The following is a 21835-nucleotide window of genomic DNA, read 5'->3' on the forward strand; positions in this document are numbered from 1 at the left end:
TCGTCATCGCGGCGGCGCGAGCGCCGCCGGACTCAGGTCAGATCAAACCTTCTTGTACAGCTGACTGCCTTCCTTCTTGAACCGCTCGGCCTGTTCCGCCAGGCCCTGGGCGACGTCCACGTCGACCGCGTCGATCCGCTGGTTGGCCGCGTATTCGCGGACTTCCTGGGTGATCTTCATCGAGCAGAATTTCGGCCCGCACATCGAACAGAAATGCGCGACCTTCGCCGAGTCCTTCGGCAGGGTTTCATCGTGATACGAACGGGCGGTGTCCGGGTCCAGACCGAGGTTGAACTGGTCTTCCCAACGGAATTCGAAACGCGCCTTGCTCAAGGCGTTGTCGCGGATCTGCGCGCCCGGATGTCCTTTGGCCAGGTCCGCAGCGTGCGCCGCGATCTTGTAGGTAATGATCCCGGTCTTCACGTCATCCTTGTTCGGCAGGCCGAGGTGTTCCTTCGGCGTCACGTAGCAAAGCATCGCGCAACCGAACCAGCCGATCATCGCCGCACCGATACCGGAGGTGATGTGGTCATAACCCGGTGCGATATCGGTGGTCAGCGGGCCGAGGGTGTAGAACGGCGCCTCGTCGCAGCACTCCAGCTGCTTGTCCATGTTCTCCTTGATCAACTGCATCGGCACGTGGCCCGGGCCTTCGATCATGCACTGCACGTCGTGCTTCCAGGCGATCTTGGTCAGCTCGCCAAGGGTCTCCAGTTCACCGAATTGCGCTTCGTCGTTGGCGTCGGCAATCGAGCCCGGACGCAGGCCGTCGCCCAGCGAGAAGCTGACGTCGTAGGCCTTCATGATTTCGCAGATTTCGTCGAAGTGGGTGTAGAGGAAGTTCTCTTTGTGGTGCGCCAGGCACCACTTGGCCATGATCGAACCGCCACGGGAAACGATGCCGGTCACGCGCTTGGCGGTCAGCGGCACGTAGCGCAACAGCACGCCGGCGTGGATGGTGAAGTAGTCGACGCCCTGCTCCGCCTGCTCGATCAGCGTGTCGCGGAACAGCTCCCAGGTCAGGTCCTCGGCGACGCCGTTAACTTTTTCCAGCGCCTGATAGATCGGCACGGTGCCGATCGGAACCGGCGAGTTGCGGATGATCCACTCGCGGGTTTCGTGGATGTGTTTGCCGGTGGACAAGTCCATGACGGTGTCCGAACCCCAGCGAATGCCCCAGGTCAGTTTCGCCACTTCTTCTTCGATGGACGAACCCAGCGCGCTGTTGCCGATGTTGCCGTTGATCTTCACCAGGAAGTTGCGGCCGATGATCATCGGTTCCAGTTCGACGTGGTTGATGTTGGCTGGAATGATCGCGCGGCCACGGGCGATTTCTTCGCGGACGAACTCAGGGGTGATTTCTTTCGGGATGCTCGCGCCGAAGCTGTGGCCGGCGTGTTGCTGGTTCAGCAGGCCGGCGGCGCGGGCCTCTTGCAGCTTCATGTTTTCGCGGATGGCGACGTATTCCATCTCGGCGGTGATGATGCCTTTGCGCGCGTAGTGCATCTGGCTGACGTTGGCCCCGGCCTTGGCGCGGCGCGGGTTGTTGACGTGGGCAAAACGCAGCTTGGTCAGTTCCGGATCGGCCAGGCGTTCCTGACCGAAATTCGAACTCAGGCCCGGCAGGCGCTCGGTGTCACCACGGTCGTCGATCCATGCCGAACGCACATCGCCCAAGCCTTTGCGCACATCGATCACCACGTTCGGATCGGTGTACGGGCCGGAGGTGTCGTAGACGGTAACGGGTGCGTTGATTTCGCCGCCGAAGTCGGTCGGGGTCACATCGAGGGTGATTTCGCGCATCGGCACGCGGATGTCCGGGCGGGAGCCCTGAACGTAGACTTTTTGCGAACGGGTGAACGGTTGAACCGACTGCTCGTCGACCTTGGCCGAGTCACTCAGGTTGATCGCGTTTTTAGATTTTGTAGTCATCACGGGCTCTCCAGACAGCATCCAGGCAGTGGATTGTCGGAGCAGAACCTGAAAGGCACGGACGCACCAGGACTGGTGCTGTGCATCGTCGTCGAGCGTTCGATTGTCGAACAATTTCCCGGACGAAGCACAAGAGGACTCGCCGGGTGACGAGAAATCTTGTTCCCTACGCAGGCGCTAACCTGATCAGGTTCAACGGGATCCGAAATTATTCGATCTCAGCCTCATAGCAAGGCACCCCGACAAGAACCCGGCCAGTCTAGACACAACCGGCAAAGAACGCCAACACCGCAGCAAACACCATGATGAATGGCGCAATTGCGGCGGCCGACAGGATTGTGAGCGCCTCAATGCGCTACTACACTCGCTTTGCCCTGCTGCGCCTTGACGCTATGCGGCCCGCGCCTTACCTTTGGCGCCCGGATTATTTCCATAATATTCATGCTAGGGATCGCCTCATGCTGCGCAAACTCTCACTGGCTGTTGCCGTGTCTTGTGCGTCCAACGCAATGGTCTGGGCAGCAGAAGCGCCCTTGTCGACCAGGACCGATCTGGTCAGCGTCTATCAGGAAGCGGTCGACAACAACGCCGATCTGGCCGCCGCCCGCGCCCAGTACGGCGCCCAGAAAGAAGTGGTGCCCCAGGCCCGCGCCGGGCTGCTGCCGAACCTCTCCGGCGGCGCCGAAACCGCCAGCGTGCGCACCTCGATCGACCAGCCTTCGGCCATCGCCAACCGCAGCGCGCACTCCTATCAGGCGACACTCGCACAACCACTGTTCCGCGCCGATCGCTGGTTCCAGTACCAGGCCGCCAAGGACGTCAACGAGCAGGCCGCGCTGCAACTGTCGGCCACCGAGCAGAACCTGATCCTGCAATCGGCCGAAAGCTACTTCAACGTGCTGCGCAGCCAGGACAACCTGGCCTCGACCAAGGCTGAAGAAGCCGCGTTCAAGCGCCAGCTCGACCAGTCCAACGAGCGCTTCGACGTGGGCTTGTCGGACAAGACCGACGTGCTGCAGTCGCAAGCCAGTTACGACACCGCCCGGGCCAACCGGATCGTTGCCCAGCGTCAGGTGGATGATGCGTTCGAAGCGCTGATCACCCTGACCAACCGTCAGTACAACTCGATTCAGGGCATCGTCCACACCCTGCCGATCCTGCCGCCGGCGCCGAACGACGCCAAGGCCTGGGTCGACACCGCCGCCAAACAGAACCTCAATCTGCTGGCCAGCAACTATGCGGTGAGCTCCGCCGAACAGACGTTGAAGCAGCGCAAGGCCGGTCACCTGCCGACCCTCGACGCCGTGGCCAAATACGAAAAAGGCGACAACGACGCCCTCGGTTTCTCCAACCCGAGCGCGTTCGGTACGCCTTATCACGGCAACGTCGAGCAGAGCACCGTGGGCCTGCAACTGAACATCCCGATCTACAGCGGCGGACTGACCAGCTCCCAGGTGCGCCAGTCTTACGCGCAACTGGATCAGAGCGAGCAGCAGCGCGAAAGCCTGCGCCGCCAGATCGTGGAAAACACCCGTAACCTGCACCGCGCGGTGAACACCGACGTCGAACAGGTGCAGGCGCGCCGCCAGTCGATCATCTCCAACCAGAGCGCGGTGGAAGCCACGGAAATCGGTTATCAGGTGGGGACGCGCAACATCGTCGACGTGCTCGACGCCCAGCGTCAGCTCTACACCTCGGTGCGCAACTACAACAACACCCGTTACGACTACATCCTCGACAACCTGCGCCTGAAGCAGGCGGCGGGGACGTTGAACCCGGGTGACCTGCAGGACCTGACCCGTTATCTGAAAGCCGACTACAACCCGGACAAGGACTTCCTGCCACCGGATCTGGCCAAGGCCGCCGAAGAACAGCTCAAGGCCCGGCCTTAAACAAAAAACGCAGCCCTGAGGCTGCGTTTTTTTATGGGCGGTCGATCAACCGTCCCAGGCCATCGAGCAATCGCTGCAACGCGCCCTGATTGCGGCGCATCACGTTCAGCCCGGCTTCGGCCATGCGCTGTGCATCGCGGGGCAATTCGAACAGCCGCTGCACTTCCGTCGCCAGACCTTCGGCGTCATCCACTTCGGCCAAGGCCCCGGCGCTGCGCAGTTGCGCGGCGATGTCGAGGAAGTTGAACAGGTGCGGACCGCTGATCACCGGTTTCGCCAAGGCCGCCGGCTCCAGCAGGTTGTGCCCGCCGTTGGGCACCAGGCTGCCGCCGACAAACGCGCTGTCGGCCAGGGCATAGAGAAACAGCAACTCGCCCATGGTGTCGCCGAGCAGCACCGAAGTCTGCGCATCGACGTTGGCGCCGGTCGAACGACGCACCGTGGCAAACCCTTCGCGCTGGCACAGTTCGAACACCGAGTTGAAACGCTCCGGATGACGCGGCACCAGAATCAGCAGCGCATCGGGATGGTTGGCCAGCAAACGGCGATGGGCATTGAGCACCACCTCGTCTTCGCCTTCATGGGTGCTGGCGGCGATCCACACCGGACGCTCCTGCGCCTGCCATTGGCCGCGCAGTTCAGCGGCGCGTTGCAGCAGTTGCGGGTCGATGGTCAGGTCGAACTTGATCGAGCCGGTGACTTCGACCGTCTCCGGGCGTGCGCCCAAATCGCGGAAGCGCTGGGCTTCGGCTTCGGTCTGCACGGCGAACAGGCTCATCTCGGCCAGCATCGGCGCGGTCAGTTTGCTGAACCGGCCGTAGCCTTTGGCCGAACGCTCGGACAATCGACCGTTGGCCAGTGCCACCGGAATCCCGCGTTTGGCGCATTGATGAATGTGGTTCGGCCAGAGCTCGGTTTCCATAATCACGGCAAGCTTCGGCTGCACACGATCGAGAAAACGCGCCGCCGCGCAGGGCAAATCGTAAGGCAGGTAGCAATGCTGGATGCGCGGCTCATTGGCGAACATCGCATGAATGCGCTCCGATCCGGTCGGCGTCATGCAGGTCACGGTGATCGGAAGCGTTGGATAACGTTGCAGCAGCGCGCGGATCATCGGCGCGGCCGCGATGCTTTCGCCCACCGACACGGCGTGAACCCAGATACCACCGGGTTGCAATGTCGGCATGCCGTAGGAGAAACGTTCGCCAATCCGTTTGGCATACGCCGGCGCCTTGCGCGAACGCAGCCATAGCCGAATCGCCACCAATGGCAGCCCCAGGTAAAACAGCGCGGTGTAGAGAGTTCTATTCATGGCGGCGGAGTTTATCGGCTTTTGCCGCCGATCGCCCGCAGGTGTATGGCAAATCGCTCCGCCAGCCAACGTGCCGCCGGCCCGAGCGGTTCGTCACGGCGCCAGACCAGCTCCACCACCAGCGCCGGCGGCGTCCATTCGCTGTCGAGTTCCACCATCAGCCCTTGATACGCCGAGTACTGCACCACGTGGCGCGGCAGCCAGGCCCAGCCGAGGTCGCGCACCAGCCATTCGGCCATCACATAGAAACTGTCGGCGCGCCAGACCTGCGGACTGGCCGGTTCGCTGCCGGGGTAGACGCTGGTCTGGGTCGACATCAGCAGTTGCCGATGTTGCGCCAGTTGCTGGCAATTGACTCGAGATTGCGTCGCCAGCGGGTGATTGACGCCGCAGACCGTGACCATCTCCACGCTGCCCAGCACCCGACGCTCCAGCGCCTCGGGGATTTCATCGTGATAGAACAACAGCCCGAGATCGGCCCGACGCTCCACCAGTTTGCGCGAGACTTCGCCTTGGGCGGCACTGGTCAGTTGTACCTCAAGACTCGGAAATTGCTCGGCCAATGCACCGAAACTTTCCACCAGCGCCTGATACGGCATCGCCTCATCCTGAGCCACGCGCAATTGCGCTTCCTGGCCACGCACCATGGCCATGGCGCGACCATTCAGGCGCTCACATTGACGCAGCACTTCTCGCGCCTCCTCGAGCAAGGCTTCGCCCGCTTCGGTAAGACTCGGCTGGCGACCGCTGCTACGCTCGAACAGACTGACGCCGAGGTCGTCTTCCAGCATGGCAATCGCGCTGCTGATCGCCGACTGTGCCTTGCGTTGCTGGCGCGCCACGGCGGAAAACGATCGCTGTTCGGCGACGGCCACGAACACGCGCAACTGATCCAGATTCCACTGCATGTCCATTGGGCAAACCATCTTCAAAACAGATAGGTAATGACTTTACCCCATCCGGTCAGTCACTAGAATGCCGCCTCAGAAAGCAACGCTTCACACGAGGAATTGAACATGAACGCTTACGTCTATCTGGCCATCGCCATTTGCGCCGAAGTGATCGCCACCGTTTCGATGAAGGCCGTCAAAGGCCTCAGCACGCCTTTGCCGCTGGTGCTGGTCATCGTCGGTTACGCCATTGCGTTCTGGATGCTTACGCTGGTGGTGCGCAGCGTGCCGGTGGGCGTGGCCTACGCGGTGTGGGCCGGCATGGGCATCGTGATGGTCAGCGTTGCGGCGCTGTTCATCTATGGGCAGAAGCTGGATATCCCGGCGATGCTCGGGATGGGCTTGATCGTACTCGGCGTGGTGGTGATTCAGCTGTTCTCGAAAACTGCAGGCCATTAACAGCAGCGACAGGCTTCAAGCCACAAGCTGCAAGCCAAGCCAAGCCAAGCCGATTTTTCCGCTTCGGGTTGCAGCTTGCAGCTTGAAGCTTGAAACTTGCGGCTTATTTGAGCCTTGAGGTCGTTGCATGCCATCTCCAATTTCCACCGACGTGCTGATTGTCGGCGCGGGTGTCGCCGGTCTCTGGCTGAACGCGCGCCTGCGCCGCCAGGGTTTCTCGACCGTGCTGGTGGAAAGCGCCAGCCTCGGTGGCGGACAGAGCGTGAAATCCCAGGGCATCATTCACGGCGGCGCCAAGTACGCGCTGCACGGTGCGCTGACCGGCGCCTCGGAAGCCATCGCCGACATGCCGCGCCGCTGGCGTGAAGCCTTGGCCGGCAACGGTGAGCTGGACCTGAGCGGCGTGCGCCTTCTGTCCGAAGCCCATTACCTGTGGTCGCCGGGCACCCTGGCCGGCAACCTCACCAGTTTCTTCGCCAGTAAAGCGGTGCGCGGCCGGGTCGATCAGGTCAAGGGCGATCAATTGCCGCCGGCCCTGCAAGACAAACGCTTCAAGGGCAAGGTCTACCGCCTCGCCGAACTGGTGGTCGACGTGCCGAGCGTGATCCAGCGTCTTGCCGACCTCGCCGGTGACGGCTTGCTGGCCGGTCAGAACATCGAGCCGCTGCTGGAAAGCGGCGTGCTGGTCGGCCTGAAGGTCGACGGCCGCGAGATCCGCGCCCAGCGCATCGTCCTCAGCGCCGGTGCCGGCACCGCAGCGTTGCTGGAAACCCTCGGCCTGACCCGACCGGCCATGCAACGCCGGCCGCTGCACATGATCATCGCCAAGGGCCCGGGCCTGAAGCCGCTGTATGCCCATTGCCTGGGTGGCGGCACCAAGCCGCGAATCACCGTGACCACCCACCCGGCCGCCGACGGCCAGTGGGTCTGGTACATGGGCGGCGATATTGCCGAGTCCGAAGGCGTGGCTCGCGAGCCGGCCGAGCAGATCGCCACTGCGCAAAAGGAAATCGCACAGTTGCTGCCGTGGATCGACCTGGGCAACGTGCAATGGGCGACCCTGCGGGTCGACCGCGCGGAACCGCTGCAAACCGGCCTGACCCGCCCGGACAACGCGTTCCTCGCCGAAGAAGGTCGCCTTTTGGTCGGCTGGCCAACCAAACTCGCCCTGGCGCCAGACTTCGCCGATCGGGTGATCGCTTCCCTGCAACGTGACGGCATCCAGCCGAGCCACCCGGCACCGTTGCCGGAATTGCCAAAACCACCGATGGGCGTTCCAGCTTGGGAGCAACTGCTGCCATGAGCCTGCCGACCCTGCACGATCTGCATCGCCCGCTGGGCAGCACCGGCCTGCTGGTTTCGCCGCTGGGCCTGGGCACCGTAAAACTTGGTCGCGACCAAGGCGTGAAATATCCCAACGGCTTCCAGATCCCTGACGACGACGCCGCACGCATGCTGCTCAAGCAAGCGCGGGAGCTGGGCATCAACCTGATCGACACCGCGCCGGCCTATGGCCGCAGCGAAGAGCGCCTCGGCCCGCTGTTGCGCGGCCAGCGTCAGGATTGGGTGATCGTCAGCAAGGTCGGCGAAGAATTTGTCGATGGCCAGTCGACCCACGACTTCAGCGCCGCTCACACCCGGATGTCGGTGGAGCGCAGCCTGCAACGTCTGGAAACGGATTTTATCGACCTGGTGCTGGTGCACTCCGATGGCAACGACATGGCCATCCTCAATGACAGCGAAGTCTACGCAACCCTCGCGGCGCTGAAGGCCGAGGGCAAGATTCGCGGCTTCGGCTTTTCCGGCAAAACCGTCGATGGCGGCCTCAAAGCGCTGGAGCAAGGCGACTGCGCGATGGTCACCTACAATCTGAACGAACAAAACGAGAAGACGGTCATTGACTATGCTGCTGCCCACGGCAAAGCCATTCTGGTGAAAAAGGCCCTGGCCAGCGGTCACGTGTGCCTGAGTCCCGGCGTGGACCCGGTGCGCGCCAGCTTCGAGTTGCTGTTCGCCCGGCCCGGCGTGGCCAGTGCCATCGTCGGGACGATCAATCCGCTGCACCTCGCCCATAACGTTGCGACCGTTGCCCAGGTCCTTCGTGGTCACTGACGCCGCCCCGCGGCCTTAAGCAGGAGCCGACATGCCGCGTACGCTCATCAGAAAGAACCCGAGCAACTTCAAGACGCTGCCACTGTTCGTCGAAGCGACGCCCGAAGGCCTGACCTACCAGAGCGTCGGCATGCCGCTGAATTTCGCCCAGACCCTGCAGCGGCGCAAACCGGTCAGCGTGGCCGATGCCGAGCGCTTTGCACTGGAGCTGGCCAACCTCGGCGTCTCGGTGCGCCTGACCCTGCACTGGCAGAATCGCGATTACTGGGTGCTGGTACGCCAGCGGCGGCAGGATCGTGGCGATGTCGTGCTCAAGCTGATTTCCGGCTACGTGCCGGCGCACGAATTGAATATCCCGTTGCACACCGCGATTCAGGAGATCGCCGAAGAATGCCTGCTGGAAACCCCGGAAGGCTGGCTCGGTGGGCGCTTCAACGACACCTGGCTGCCGGCACCATACGCGTCGGCGCTGCATTATCGCGAGGCCCTGCCGTTTCGCCTGACGCCGCTGTCCGGTTCGGCGCGACCGGTACGCTGCGCCAATCTGCAATTGCTGGAACGGCCACGGGCCTACGTGCACTTGCCGACGGCTTCACTGCAATTGATCTATGACCTGCGACTGGACGTGCCCAAGGAAGCCAAGAACCTCAGCCTGTTCCACGTCGATGAACGGCTGGAAGGCGATCAACTGGTCGCCCGGCTCGACCGCAAACGGCCCGATCTGTACTTGATGCCGTTGCAGGACGGCGAACCGCTGCCCGAGCTGTATACGCTGAAGAAAGGTCAGTTGTCCCCGGCAGGCACCCGAGGCCTGTATCTGGCGGAGAGCTTCGCCCGGCAGGACGGCTGGCTGGTGCGCGATGAGCGGATTCGCTGGAAGGACTGGCTGCGCCAACAAGGCCTGACGCCGCCCCCCAAGGACACGGGGCTCGCGCGCCTGCGCGGCAAGGCCAAGCAACTGCTGAAGAAGATCGTGCCGCGCAAGAAAGTGAATTCCTGAACGGCAAAAGACCGCGCCTGCGAGTGACTCCAGAGAGTCATCGCAGGCGCGGTCTTCATGTTTGCATCACTCGGACTTGCGGATTTTTTCCACAATCGCCGTGGTCGAGCTGTTTTCCACCAGCCCCAGCACCTTCACGGTACCGCCGTAGGCCTTGACGATATCGGCGCCGACAACCTGGTCGATGCCATAGTCGCCGCCCTTCACCAGCACGTCCGGCTTGACCTCGCGCAGCAGGTTTTCCGGGGTGCCTTCAGGGAAGCTGATGACCCAGTCCACCGCGCCCAGGCCGGCGAGAACCGCCATGCGCCGGTCGACACTGTTGATCGGTCGGCCCGGGCCTTTCAGGCGACTGACCGAGGCGTCGTCGTTGATCGCCACGATCAGACGATCGCCCTGGGCCCGAGCCTGCTCGAGGTAGGTCACGTGCCCGGCGTGGAGAATGTCGAAGCAGCCGTTGGTGAACACGATCTTCTCGTTGTGCGCACGGGCATCGGCAACCGCCAGAATCAGTTGCTCCAGACCCAGCACACCGCGTTCCGAACCTTCTTCGCGCTGAATCGCGCGACGCAGTTCCGGGGCGCTGATCGCCGCCGTACCCAGTTTGCCGACCACGATGCCGGCCGCCAGGTTGGCCAGCGCCACCGCGTGCGGCAGTTCTTCGCCTGCGGCAATCGCGGCCGCCAGGGTGGAAATCACCGTGTCGCCGGCACCGGTCACGTCGAACACTTCACGGGCCCGGGCCGGCAGGTGCAGCGCCGGATGATCCGGACGCAGCAGGGTCATGCCGTGCTCGCCGCGAGTCACCAGCAGTGCGCCGAGCTCAAGGTCGTGCATCAGTTTCGCGCCCTTGCTCACCAGTTCGTGCTCATCGGCGCAACCGCCGACGATGGCTTCGAACTCGCTGAGGTTCGGGGTGATCAGGCTCGCGCCACGGTAGATCGAGAAATCCTTGCCCTTCGGGTCGGCCAGCACCGGAATGCCTTTGGCACGCGCGGCCTGGATCAGTGCCTGATGGTTTTTCAGTGCGCCTTTGCCGTAGTCGGACAGCACCAGCACCTTGATACCTTCCAGCAGGTCGTCGACCTGGGAAGCAAGGGCCAGGGCGTCAGTGGCGAACGGTTCTTCGAAGTCGATACGCAGCAATTGCTGGTGCCGGCTCATGACCCGCAGCTTGACGATGGTCGGCTGGTGCGCAATGCGCTGGAACAAGGCGCGCACGCCCGCCCCCTTGAGGCTATTGCTCAGGCTGTCGGCGGCTTCGTCATCGCCGGTCACACCGACCAGCGAGGCCGGCGCACCCAGCGCGGCAATGTTCAAGGCAACGTTGGCGGCACCGCCCGGGCGGTCTTCGATTTGCTCGACCTTTACAACCGGAACCGGCGCCTCAGGGGAAATCCGTGAGGTACCACCATGCCAGTAACGGTCGAGCATGACATCGCCGACCACCAAGACAGGGGCTTGATCGAATCGCGGCATGGACAACTTCATGGAGCAACCCACATACAAAATGAACAGGGGCGCGATATTAACACAGGGTTGGCGAAGGCTTGTGCGGCGGCTGCAACAGGATGAAACGACAGGCTTTTTTGCTCATTTTTTGCACAAAAACGCCGCCAGTCGATGGCAGGCATCGGCCAGCTCGACCTCGTCCGTATCGATCCGGCATTCGGCCGCCAGCGGCACCTCGTACGGGCTGTCGATCCCGGTGAAGTCCTTGATCCGACCTTCGCGCGCCGCCCGGTACAACCCCTTCGGATCACGCCGGGCGCAGACTTCCAGCGAGGTGCTGACATGCACTTCAATGAAATCACCTTCGGCAAACAGCCGGCGTGCCGTATCCCGCTCGGCACGAAACGGTGAAATGGCAGCCACGATCACGATCAACCCGGCGTCCACCATCAATCGCGCCACTTCGGCGGTGCGCCGGATGTTCTCGCGCCGGCAGGCGTCACTCATGCCCAGATCACGACAGAGGCCACTGCGCAGATTGTCGCCATCGAGCAGGAACGTGTGCAGCCCGAATTGATGCAGGTGCAGCTCCAGTGCATTGGCCAGGGTCGATTTTCCGGCACCGGACAGTCCGGTCAGCCACAGGCAACGGGGGCGCTGCGTCTTCTGCGCGGCGCGCGCCTCGGCGGGAAGAGACAGCGCATAGGGACGGATCACCGGTGGCGGCGATACTGACAGTGCCTCACTCATAACCGAGCATCTCGTAATCACGTGCATACACTCGCCGCACCAGGCGTCGGGTGCGTTGCGTACAGAAGTCACGGGCCGGCTGTGGGCGTCGCTGCCGGGAAGTGTTGATGTGTTGCAGCTGGCTGGTCAGACCCAGACGCTCGCACACGAGGCGAAAATCCCGTTCCAGATGTTCCTGATAGCCGACGAAGTCCAGGGCGAGGCGCCCCAGTGAATCGGTGAGAAAATCGGTTTGCGCCGCAAAGTGCAATTGTCGCCCGATGGTGTCGGCATGTAGCCAGCGTGCAACGAAGTCGTCGAAATCGCGGTAGTGCCTGACCATTTGTTGCGCGGCCTGATCGCGCCCGCCCAATTCGTTGCCATGCAGGAAGGCATAGGCCGAATAGGCACGCTCCAGCGGATCACGCACGAAAGTAAATTTAAATGCCGCGGCGTACTGCGCGGGAAACTGTTCTTCATACCAGTACAACGGCAAGTGACCGGGACGCCAGCCGTCGAACATCGACTCGCAGACACTGCTGCCGGCGCATTTGGGGACGTGAATGAACAGACAGGAACGTTGCTCGAAGGCTTCGGGAAAGCGCAGGCAGGCCGACATTGACTTGTTCACTGCCTGTCGGTCGACCACCGACAGGCGCCCCAGCAGAAAAGCCCGCTGCGGCTTGGGCAGCAGCTTCCACAGATAGCGTTGCAACATGAAAGTACCCGCGCGACGGGGATGGCCCCTTCGATGGAAGTCAGAGTTCGTCCGGGAACCTTAACAAGCGCGATGTCGGGTTTTATGCAGGTTTGGTCAAGAAGGGTAAGTATTTCGATACAAATCACCGGGCGCATTGCGCGCCCGGCATTCACAAGGCGGGATCAGGCGATATCTTCGGCCGGGGCATCGAGGCCCATGGCGTTCAGACGCGCGTAGTAGCCATTCTGCGCCAGCAATTCACCATGAGTGCCACGCTCGACGATCCGCCCTTGGTCCATCACCAGAATCAGGTCGGCCTTCTCGATGGTCGACAGACGGTGGGCAATGACCAGCGTGGTGCGGCCCTTCATCACCTGATCCAGTGCCGCCTGGATGTGGCGCTCGGATTCGGTGTCGAGGGCCGAGGTGGCCTCGTCGAGAATCAGCAGTGGCGCGTTCTTGAGCAAGGCACGGGCGATCGCCAGGCGCTGGCGCTGGCCACCGGAAAGCAACACGCCGTTCTCGCCGACCTGGGTATCCAGGCCTTCGGGCAGCTGCGCGATGAAGTCCATCGCATAAGCGTCACGCGCGGCTTTCTCGATGTCTTCACGCGGTGCCCCGGCCAGATCGCCGTAGGCAATGTTGTTGGCCACGGTGTCGCTGAACAGCGTGACGTGCTGGGTGACCTGGGCGATGTGGCGGCGCAGGTTGAGCAGCTTGTATTGCTCGACTTCCACACCGTCGATCAGGATCTCGCCCTTGTCGTGGTGGTAGAAGCGCGGGATCAGGTTGGCCAGGGTCGACTTGCCGCTGCCGGAACGGCCGACCAGCGCCACCATCTGCCCCGGCTCGGCCGAGAAGCTGATGTTGTCGAGCACCTGACGCTCGGTCCCCGGATAGGTGAAGCTCAAGTTGCGCACATCCAGACGACCGCTGACCGCATCGCGCTCGATCGTGCCGGTATCGACTTCAGGCTCGACGTCCAGCTGCTCGAAAATGCTTTCGGCACCGGCCACGCCCTTCTGGATGGTCGAACTGACTTCGGACAACTGGCGAATCGGCTTGGGCAGCAGGCCAGCCAGGGTGATGTAAGCCACCATGTCACCCGCCGATGCGTCACCGCGCAGGAACAGCACCAGGAACATCAGCACGGCCATGGCGGTGTAGATCACCAGTTGCAGCATCGGCGTGTAGATGGCGCCAGTGCGGGTCATGCGCAGTTGTTTGTCGGTATTGCTCTGGCTGGCATTGAGGAAGCGTTTCTCTTCGTAGGCTTCGCCGCCGAAGCTGCGCACCACGCGATAGCCCTGGATGGTTTCCGACGCCACATGGGTCACGTCGCCCATGGCCAGCTGGATTTTCTTGCTTTGTTTGCGGAATTTCTTGCTGGCGGTGCGCACCATCACGGCGATCAACGGCAGGATCGCAACCATCACCAGTGTCAGTTTCCAGTTCATGAACAGCAGCGAGGCGAACAGGAAGATGACTGTCATGCCTTCACGGATTACGACCTTGATCGCATCTGTTGCCGCCCCCGTGACCATGGTGACGTTGAAGGTGATGCGTGAAATCAGGTGACCGGAGTTATGCTTGTCGAAATACCGGTTCGGCAGCACCAGCAGGTTGTTGAACAGTTGCACCCGCAGATCGTGGACCAGGCCCAGGGAAACCTTGGCCAGGAAGTAGTTGCCCAGATAGGACCCCAGGCCCTGCCACGCAGCGATCAGGATGATCAGCAGCGGTACGGCCTGCAAAAGCTGCAGATCGCGCAGGTAAGGCACGGTGGGAAACAGCACTGCCTCTGGATTGGACAGACCGTCGACGAAATACTTGAGAATGTAACCGAGCATCGGCTGGGTCGATGCGAAAATCAGAAAACCGACGATGCTGATCAGGAACAGACTGATATACGGCCGGACGTAGCCGAGCAGGCGGAAGTAGATTTTCAAGCTCGAAGGGCTTGCGGCGGGACTGGAGTCGGTCATATCACGCGAAAGTCGATAAAAAGGACGCTGACTTTAGCACAGCTTCTTAAGGGTTCTGGCAATCGGGCAAAGGCTGTTATTGTTATGCGTCTTTTCAGCATCAAATAGCCATCAACGAAATGGCCGATCAACTTCAGGATTGAATCTCACAGCATGCAACTTCGCGGCTTCAGCAGTACGTCCAGTCGAATCTTCGATTTCATCAGCCTGTGGATACTTCCCGTCGGCTACTTCCTGCTTCTGTGCGCGCTGTTCTTCCTTCCGGGTCGCAGCCTGCATCACAAACTGTTTTACGGCCTGTTCAGCATTCCGGCACTGGTTGCCCTGTGCCTGCGTCCGCGGGAACTGAAGGAGCTGCTGCGCGAGCCGTTGATTATTGCGGTGCTGTTGTTTGTCGCCTGGGCGATGCTCAGTCTTGGCTGGGGACCCGCCGACGGTGAATCAGCCGCTGGCATGTTCAAGCCCCCGCTGCATACCTTGCTGCTGTTCGTCGGTTGCTACCTGCTTGTGCGGTATCGCGGTGACATTCTTGCGCCGATGCTGTTCGCAGCGGCCCTGGTCGCCCTCGTCGCAACGACGTGCTTCCTGATTCCATTCATCCTTCATTACACACCCGGCGTCCGCCTGGTTGGCGGCGGGGCGTTCGACAACCCGCTGCTCAGCTCGCACCTGTTCGGTTTCTTCTGTGCCTATTGGCTCAGCATCAGCATGTCGTGCAAACACGGCCGCCTGCTCTGGCTGAGCCTGCCGGCAATGCTGATCATGTTCGCGGCGGTGATCGCGACCGGCTCCAGAACGCCGCTGGTCGCTTTGACCATGGCTGCGCTGTGGCTCAGCTTCATCAGTTGGAACCGTCGCTCGCTGGTGATGCTGGGAGCCCTGGCCACCGTTGGCATCGCCGTGGTCTGCCTGTTCTCGAAGATGATCACCGAGCGTGGCGACTCTTACCGTTTCGAAATCTGGCAGATCGCCCTGCAAAAGATTTCCGATCATCCCTGGCTCGGCCATGGCTACAACGCCGATCTGGCCATCGATCCGGGCGTTGGCTACAGCTTTCAGGAACCTCACAGCTTTGTGCTGGGCGTGCTTTATTACGTCGGCATTCTGGGTTTGCTGCCATGGCTGTTCTTCCAGGCCTGGGGACTGTTCAGCAGTTGGCGTCAGCGCGTTCAGCCACTGCTGATCATCGCGTCGACCTGGCTGGTGTTCGGTATCGGTGCCGGACTGACCGAGGGCGGCGGGATCATCTCGCGGCCAAAGGAGCACTGGTTCCTGCTGTGGATTCCTCTGGCACTGATTGCCGCACTGAGCATCAATCAGCGGGCTCGCCGCCTGCTGACCCTGCCCGTACAGAGAATGTCTGCCACCGGTTTGCAACAGCTGGCTGCCAATGCTCAGGTAGTTGAAGAGGATGGCCTCGGTCCAAAGGTCCTGCGCCTGACCGACGGCAGTTTTCTCAAACTGTTCCGCCGCCGCCGCTGGTATACCTCCGGTAACTTCAACCCTTACTCCGAACGTTTTGCCATCAATAGCGAACAACTGCGCCTGATGGGCATCCCGACCCCGCAAGTCTTGAACCTGTATCGTCTCGATGACGGCAGCAGCGCAGTGCATTACGCCCCGCTGCCGGGCCACACCCTGCGCCAGGTGCTCCAGGGCATAACAGCGCCGGCCGTGCGGCAGGCACTGGTCGAGCGATTCGGCAAATTCATGGCGCGACTGCATGAGCAGGGTGTGTATTTCCGCTCCCTCCATCTGGGCAACGTACTGGTTCTGGATGACGGTGAATTCGGACTGATCGACCTGGCCGACCTGCGCATCTACCCCTCCCCTTTGAGCCTCTCATTGCGCCAACGCAATCTGCGTCACATGCAGCGCTATACGGAAGACAAGCGCTGGCTGTTCGAGGAACACTTCGATGCCCTGCTCCAGGGGTATTCGACAACGGCTTCCCGGGCGGCCGTCGATAATCTGCACAGGCAAGTGCAACAGGGAGGTCGCCCGGCACGGGCCCATTGATCATGACGGCTACCAATCCAGTCTTCGCCCTGGCAGCGTATCTGCTCGCCATCGCGACTTCAGTGATATTCCTGCGTCTGGTCCCCAAAGCCGCCCTGCATCTGCAGCATAACGGCGAAAGCCGCTACGGCAGTATCGACGGCTTGCGCGGCTATCTGGCCTTTGGCGTATTCATACATCACGCCCTCATTACCTGGTTCTACCTGCGCACCGGCGTCATCGACTTTCCGCCGAGCAACTTTTATTCGCAGCTGGGCCAGGCCAGCGTTGCGCTGTTTTTCATGATCACCGGTTTTCTGTTCTGGAGCCGCCTGCTCAAGCAGGGACGCCAGCACGACTGGCTGGCATTTGCAGTGTCACGGGTGTTTCGGCTTTATCCCCTCTACCTGCCACTGATGCTGATTGTATTTGTCACCGTGTTCAACCTGCAGGACTGGGAACTGAAGGACTCTCCCGCAGAAGTGGCCGGGCAGGTATTGGGCTGGCTGACATTCGACCGGCCTGATATCAATCAGTACCACCAGAGTGGCATGTTGATCTCGAACGTGACCTGGACACTGGCCTACGAGGTGTTTTTCTATCTGGCTCTGCCACTGTTGGGAATGGTGTTCATCTACCGGGGGCACTGGCTGCAAGTCGTACTGTGCCTGATCGGGATCTATGCCCTGTACCAGGTCGTCGGTTGGGAGCATTCGCTGAAGAAGCATTTTCTGGCGAGTTTTCTTGGCGGTATCGCCGCTGCCTACTGGGTACGACGCCCGAAGCTGGTCGCATGGGGCCAGACCCACGCGGCCACTGCGGTTGCCCTGCTGGCCCTGATATTGGCGATGACTCTGTTCAAACGCGCCTTCAGCCTGATGCCGCTTCTGTTGCTGGGCATATTCTTCGCCATCGTCGCGTCGGGCAACCCGCTCTGGGGCACCCTGCGTGTGCGCAGTGTCCGCTGGCTGGGAGAGATCAGCTACAGCACTTATCTGCTGCACGGCTATGTGCTCTGGATCATGGTGCAGCAACTGCCACACCTGATGTCCTTCAATCCACAGAGCCCGGTTCTCTATCTGCTGTTGATGGTCGTCTGCAGTTGCCTGCTGATCGTCATTGCCAGCCTGACATTCCTGTACATCGAGAAGCCTGGAATCGAAGCCGGAAAGACATTTCTGCACTGGTTACGCCAGAAGCAGCGTCCGAAAAAACTGGCCGAAGAAGCCGCCCGGGAACGCTGAGCGGCTATGAGGGCTGGCGCTGGCGGGCGTAATCGAGGAATCCCTCGATGTCGTCACTGCACAGCTTTTGCGCCAGGCCGTGCAGTTCGGCTTCCGGCCAGTCCCACCAGGCACTCTGCAACAGTTGCTGGCGCTGCTCCTCGGGAAAGCGCCAGCGCAGGAATTTCGCCGGATTGCCGCCCATGACCGCGTAGGGTTCAACATCCCGCGTAACCAGGGTACCGGCCGCGATGATCGCGCCACTCCCGATCGTCACGCCCGAAAGGATTGTGCAGTCGGAGCACAGCCAGACATCGTTGCCGATCGTCACGTCCCCGTGAGTGCCGCTGTAATCGCGGATATGCGCGGCCTGCGGCAGCATCGCCGGAAACGGAAACGTGGTCACCCAGTCCGCCCGGTGATGCCCGCCGAGAAAGATCTGCACGCCTTCGGCAATCGAACAGTAGGCACCGATCTTCAGCGTCGAGCCTTCCTTCCAGTCATGAACGATCGGCAGACCATAACTGCCCCGGCCAAAGCTGTAGTCAGGGTAAGCCTGCGCGAACCGCACCGCACCGCGTTCGATTTTCGGCAGCTTGCGAATCGCCCGTTTGGCGCGTCGCTCACGCCAGCGCTGAAGCCAGCCCATGGCTCAGTCCTTTTCCAGCGGCGAAAACAGCAACCGGCCCAGACCGCGCCAGGTTTTCTTGTTCCAGGCCTTGAACGGAATCTGCGCCAGCAGCTCCCGCGCCAGTTTGCGGTCGCGGTTGGCGGTTTTCAGGAACATCGAATTGAGTGACTTGTAACGCACCTCGTCATACAGCGGGTGATCGCTGAACAGCGCGTAGGTACGCAGGATGTTTTCGATCATGAAACGGTGATTCTTGTAAGAGTTGGTGGCGTGCTTGCGATAGCGCGCCATCACCACGTTCAGACCATCGATGAAGTAACCGGCGCGGGTGATTTTCAGCTCGATGTACAGGTCTTCAAGACGAATCGTCGGATCGAACCCGCCCACCTTGTCCAGTGCTTCACGGCGGATCATCAGGGTCGGTGCCGGAGGATAAGGCTTGCGCTCCAGGAACATGTCATCGAAGTCCAGGCGACGGAACGGCACGTCCCGGCGCTGACGCCTTTCCGGGTAAAGGTTGCCGTCGGCGTCCATCAACTCGATGTTGCCGGCGCAGATACCCACTTCCGGCTTGCCGTCCATGTACGCGACCTGGGTGGCGATGCGGTCCGGGTACATGATGTCGTCCGAGCCGAACGGTACGATCAGGCTGCCTTTGGCCCGTGCGATGGCGCCGTTGAGCGTGTTGGTCAGGCCCTGGTTCTGCTGCACCCGGAAATCGAAGCCGTGCTGTTCCTGCAAGGCCTTGATGCGCTCGACACTGTCATCCTTCGATCCGTCGTCGACCACCAGCAGCTCAATGTTCTTGTAGCTCTGGTTGATGACGCTGAGGATGCTTTCCTCGATATACGGTCCGTGGTTATACGAAGCGATGATCACGGTGACGATGGGTTGCGCATCGCTCTGGGCGGCGACCTCACTCATGGCTGCTCCTTGCGGGCCTGAGCCAGGCCGGAGTCGATCAGGTTCAGGTATTCCTGGCGGAAGACTTCGATGTCGTGCTGTTCCTGCAAATAACGATAGGCCTGCTCACCCTTGGCCTTGAGCTCGTCATCCGGCAACCCGAGGTAGGTGTCCAGCGCCGCGACCAGGCTCGACACGTCCTTGGGTGTGATCGCCAGGCCACCGGCCCCTTCGATCAACGGCAACATGGCCGGTACGTTCGAGGCGATCACCGGCAAGTGCCCGCTCATGCCTTCCAGCAAGGCCAGGCCCAGGCCTTCGGCCAGCGACGGCATGGTCCAGATATCGAACGCACGCACGTATTGCAGGGCGTTTTCCTTGAAGCCCAGCAGGTGCGCGCGACCGCTCAGGCCCAACTGCTCGATTTCGGCGGCCAGCGGCGCTTGCAGGCGTCCGGCACCGATGATTGCCAGTTGGGTGTTCGGGTATTTGTCTTTCAGTTGGGCGAAAGCCTGCAACAGATAAGTGTGGCCCTTGACCGACACCAGCCGCCCCAGCGCACCGATCAGGCGCACCTTCGGGTCAATGCCCAGCAGCTCGCGGGCACGCTCGCGGCTGTGCTGCAAGCCTTCGGCCTGTTCGATGTCGATGGCGTTGGTGATCGCGTACGTATTCTGGTCGGTAAAACCGCAATCGCAATCCAGCAGGTACTGTTTGACCGCCGGCGACACGCCGACAAAACGCCAGTGCCGGTCGATCAGTCGTTGAGTCTGACGGCGACGATAGAAGCGGTCGTACTCGCCGAAACCGTGGGAAATGCCGATGCACAACGGCACTTTCAACCAGCGGTTGAGGGTCAGCATCATGTTCACCGGCTTGAAGCGGTTACAGATCACCACATCAAACTTTTCCCGGCGGCAGAACTTGTACAACTGCCACATCGCCCGCAGGCGCATGCCTTTGAGGGACTTGTCGGAAAACTCGAAATACACCGAACGGTCGGCCCGGCTGACGGCTTCACCCGGACCGGGTTTGCCACGCAAAAAGGCTGCCGTCACCTCATAACGATCTGTCGGCAGGGCCTTGACGATCTGTTCGGCGAGGTCGGCGAAGTCATGGGATTTGACGTTGTAGTCGGGTTGCAGCTGCAGAACCTTTGCGCGTTGACTCATGACTCTCCCCGTGGCGAACCCGTCGCGCCTGTTTCGCTTTGCTTCAGCACCCAGAACAACTCCTGGCGCCTGACCGCTTTGCGGAAAAATTCGTTCTCGCCGTAGACCGACGGCGCCCGACCAGCCAGCAGTCGCTGAAACAACCGGCGCAGGCGACGCTTGAACGGTGCCGGCGGTTGCAGGTCATGCATCATGCCCAGTGCCATGGCCTTGTCCCGTTGCAATTCGACCGACAGCGGCAGGCACAGCGGCTGCATCGCCAGAGTCGCATCAAACGTCGGCGGCAGAGCGATGCCCTGCCCGCTGTCGCCCATCGGCCAGCGGTCGTTATCGTGCAAGTGGTTGGCGTAACCGAGCAGGGTCGGTTGCCAGTCAAGACCACGCAGGGCTTCCAGCACGGCTTCCTGGGCACAGATATGATCGGGATGCGGATCCAGCGTCGGATGCGGCAACACGATCACATCCGGACGCGCACGGGACAGGACGTCACGCAGATCGGCCAGCAGATTGTTCCAGGTCGGCGCGCCATCGGCATCGCCGGGCAAGGCAAACGGATTCAGCTGACGAAAGATCCGCGTGTCGTTCAGATCGGCTTCCCGCGAGCCCACCGGTTGATTCGGCGCAGCCTGCATTGCCGCCAGTTGCAGGCAGAAGTAACCGAGCTGCACGCAATGTTCCTGCGGCACGCCGGCCCAGCGCGGCACGGCGAGGCTGTCCCAGGCACGCAAGCGGCCCTTGAGTCGCGACGCCTCGACCTTGTTCAGGCCCATCTGCTGATAGTGTTCGGCCTCGATCTCGCCGGCGGTCAGGGTGACGATCCAGGCTTCTTTGGCCTGACTGTACAGACCGTAGGCGGCCAGTTCGGCATCGTCGGCGTGAGGGGCGATGACCATTACCCGCTGCTGGCGGTAGTCCGGTTGCTCCAGCGCCCACAGAACCGGCTCGCCGGACACCCGGCAAAAGCGTCCGCGCAAGCGCAACAGACCTTGCGATAGTGTCTGCGCCTGACCGCTGAGGTTCAGATAACGCAGACCGTTGACGCCGCGTTCGAAGGTCTGGGTATCCGGGTTCGATCCACCCGCCAGCTCGACGCGCGGATCAAAGAAGCGTCCCAGCCAGGTGCTTTTCACCCGCACGGCGAGGATCAGCGTGGCGTCCTCCACCAGCATCACACCCTCGTCGAGGCGCAATTGCTCACCATGCAAATGCACTTTTGGTTGCGGGGTGAACGGCGGAAAGCTGTATTGGTAATCGTCTTTCGGCGAATAGAACAAGTGATCGGCGAACCACGCCTCGTGAGCGATCCAGCCAATCACCGCCAGCACCAGCGGCAACCACCAGGCCACCAGCACGCCGAGGGCGATCAACACGATCAGTGCAATCAACAGGCTGATCCGTTTATTGCGCCGGTGACGCTTGAGCAATTGCTGTTTGCGGCTCATGGG

General features: G+C 61.6%; 18 protein-coding genes and 1 riboswitch. Of the genes, 7 read left to right on the top strand and 11 right to left on the bottom strand.

Going from position 1 to position 21835, the window contains the following annotated elements; translation table 11 throughout:
- Positions 1 to 42: 42 nt before the first annotated feature.
- Entirely contained in the window at positions 43 to 1932 is a 1890-nt protein-coding gene (gene thiC, locus M5B98_RS14870) for a phosphomethylpyrimidine synthase ThiC (RefSeq protein ID WP_085711132.1), read from the bottom strand.
- A 146-nt stretch (positions 1933 to 2078) separates the two neighbouring features.
- Positions 2079 to 2184: riboswitch (TPP riboswitch) on the bottom strand.
- A gap of 206 nt (positions 2185 to 2390) precedes the next feature.
- Here thiC and M5B98_RS14875 point away from each other — a divergent pair.
- Positions 2391 to 3824: a TolC family outer membrane protein gene (locus M5B98_RS14875; protein ID WP_114881190.1), complete on the top strand. Its 1434-nt coding sequence runs from the start codon at positions 2391 to 2393 to the stop codon at positions 3822 to 3824.
- A 31-nt stretch (positions 3825 to 3855) separates the two neighbouring features.
- On the opposite strand, the gene waaA is transcribed toward M5B98_RS14875, so the two are convergent.
- Together waaA and M5B98_RS14885 are read right to left on the bottom strand one after the other, a co-directional pair.
- On the bottom strand, positions 3856 to 5136 hold the full coding sequence (gene waaA / locus M5B98_RS14880) for a lipid IV(A) 3-deoxy-D-manno-octulosonic acid transferase (RefSeq protein WP_248743092.1): 1281 nt from the start codon (positions 5134 to 5136) through the stop codon (positions 3856 to 3858).
- An 11-nt stretch (positions 5137 to 5147) separates the two neighbouring features.
- Positions 5148 to 6050 carry a LysR family transcriptional regulator gene (locus M5B98_RS14885; protein ID WP_248743093.1) on the bottom strand — a complete coding sequence of 301 codons (903 nt, stop codon included), beginning with the start codon at positions 6048 to 6050 and terminating at the stop codon, positions 5148 to 5150.
- A 102-nt stretch (positions 6051 to 6152) separates the two neighbouring features.
- Here M5B98_RS14885 and M5B98_RS14890 point away from each other — a divergent pair, with 102 nt between their 5' ends.
- The 4 genes from M5B98_RS14890 (at position 6153) to M5B98_RS14905 (ending at position 9597) form a co-directional block, all read left to right on the top strand.
- Complete coding sequence (locus tag M5B98_RS14890; protein ID WP_248743094.1) at positions 6153 to 6485, top strand: DMT family transporter; 333 nt, start codon at positions 6153 to 6155, stop codon at positions 6483 to 6485.
- A gap of 127 nt (positions 6486 to 6612) precedes the next feature.
- Positions 6613 to 7788 carry an NAD(P)/FAD-dependent oxidoreductase gene (locus M5B98_RS14895; protein WP_248743095.1) on the top strand — a complete coding sequence of 392 codons (1176 nt, stop codon included), beginning with the start codon at positions 6613 to 6615 and terminating at the stop codon, positions 7786 to 7788.
- Positions 7785 to 8597, top strand: a complete 813-nt coding sequence (locus M5B98_RS14900; protein WP_248743096.1) for an aldo/keto reductase — start codon at positions 7785 to 7787, stop codon at positions 8595 to 8597. The genes M5B98_RS14895 and M5B98_RS14900 overlap by 4 nt, the downstream gene beginning before the upstream one ends.
- Positions 8598 to 8628: 31 nt before the next feature.
- A complete protein-coding gene (locus tag M5B98_RS14905) occupies positions 8629 to 9597 on the top strand; it encodes a metal ABC transporter ATPase (RefSeq protein WP_114881185.1) in 969 nt (322 codons plus the stop codon).
- 66 nt (positions 9598 to 9663) lie between these two features.
- On the opposite strand, the gene hldE is transcribed toward M5B98_RS14905, so the two are convergent.
- From hldE to msbA, 4 genes are all read right to left on the bottom strand, one after another.
- On the bottom strand, positions 9664 to 11088 hold the full coding sequence (gene hldE / locus M5B98_RS14910; protein WP_085711125.1) for a bifunctional D-glycero-beta-D-manno-heptose-7-phosphate kinase/D-glycero-beta-D-manno-heptose 1-phosphate adenylyltransferase HldE: 1425 nt from the start codon (positions 11086 to 11088) through the stop codon (positions 9664 to 9666).
- A gap of 102 nt (positions 11089 to 11190) precedes the next feature.
- The gene (gene cysC, locus M5B98_RS14915; protein ID WP_248743097.1) at positions 11191 to 11799 is read right to left on the bottom strand and encodes an adenylyl-sulfate kinase; all 609 of its coding nucleotides are present in this window, start codon (positions 11797 to 11799) and stop codon (positions 11191 to 11193) included.
- Positions 11792 to 12496, bottom strand: a complete 705-nt coding sequence (locus M5B98_RS14920) for a sulfotransferase family 2 domain-containing protein (protein WP_248743098.1) — start codon at positions 12494 to 12496, stop codon at positions 11792 to 11794. Before M5B98_RS14920 ends, cysC begins: the two co-directional genes overlap by 8 nt.
- Positions 12497 to 12660: 164 nt before the next feature.
- Positions 12661 to 14463 (bottom strand): lipid A export permease/ATP-binding protein MsbA, encoded by a 1803-nt coding sequence (gene msbA, locus M5B98_RS14925; RefSeq protein WP_248743099.1) that lies wholly within the window; start codon positions 14461 to 14463, stop codon positions 12661 to 12663.
- A gap of 153 nt (positions 14464 to 14616) precedes the next feature.
- On the opposite strand from msbA, the gene M5B98_RS14930 reads away from it, so the two are divergent.
- Both M5B98_RS14930 and M5B98_RS14935 read left to right on the top strand, forming a co-directional pair.
- A complete protein-coding gene (locus M5B98_RS14930; protein ID WP_248743100.1) occupies positions 14617 to 16482 on the top strand; it encodes a bifunctional O-antigen ligase/aminoglycoside phosphotransferase family protein in 1866 nt (621 codons plus the stop codon).
- 2 nt (positions 16483 to 16484) lie between these two features.
- Positions 16485 to 17705, top strand: a complete 1221-nt coding sequence (locus M5B98_RS14935; protein ID WP_248743101.1) for an acyltransferase family protein — start codon at positions 16485 to 16487, stop codon at positions 17703 to 17705.
- Between the two features lie 4 nt (positions 17706 to 17709).
- On the opposite strand, the gene M5B98_RS14940 is transcribed toward M5B98_RS14935, so the two are convergent.
- From M5B98_RS14940 to M5B98_RS14955, 4 genes are read right to left on the bottom strand one after another with little or no spacing between them, the layout of a single operon-like run.
- Positions 17710 to 18333: a CatB-related O-acetyltransferase gene (locus tag M5B98_RS14940; protein WP_248743102.1), complete on the bottom strand. Its 624-nt coding sequence runs from the start codon at positions 18331 to 18333 to the stop codon at positions 17710 to 17712.
- Positions 18334 to 18336: 3 nt separating this feature from the next.
- Positions 18337 to 19239 carry a glycosyltransferase gene (locus tag M5B98_RS14945; RefSeq protein WP_248743103.1) on the bottom strand — a complete coding sequence of 301 codons (903 nt, stop codon included), beginning with the start codon at positions 19237 to 19239 and terminating at the stop codon, positions 18337 to 18339.
- Entirely contained in the window at positions 19236 to 20390 is a 1155-nt protein-coding gene (locus tag M5B98_RS14950; RefSeq protein WP_248743104.1) for a glycosyltransferase family 4 protein, read from the bottom strand. Before M5B98_RS14950 ends, M5B98_RS14945 begins: the two co-directional genes overlap by 4 nt.
- Positions 20387 to 21832: a PIG-L family deacetylase gene (locus M5B98_RS14955; RefSeq protein WP_248743105.1), complete on the bottom strand. Its 1446-nt coding sequence runs from the start codon at positions 21830 to 21832 to the stop codon at positions 20387 to 20389. Before M5B98_RS14955 ends, M5B98_RS14950 begins: the two co-directional genes overlap by 4 nt.
- Positions 21833 to 21835 lie beyond the last annotated feature (3 nt).

Origin of the sequence: Pseudomonas sp. MWU12-3088 (genome assembly GCF_023242405.1) — a bacterium.
In the GTDB taxonomy this organism is placed as follows: Bacteria; Pseudomonadota; Gammaproteobacteria; order Pseudomonadales; family Pseudomonadaceae; genus Aquipseudomonas; species Aquipseudomonas kribbensis.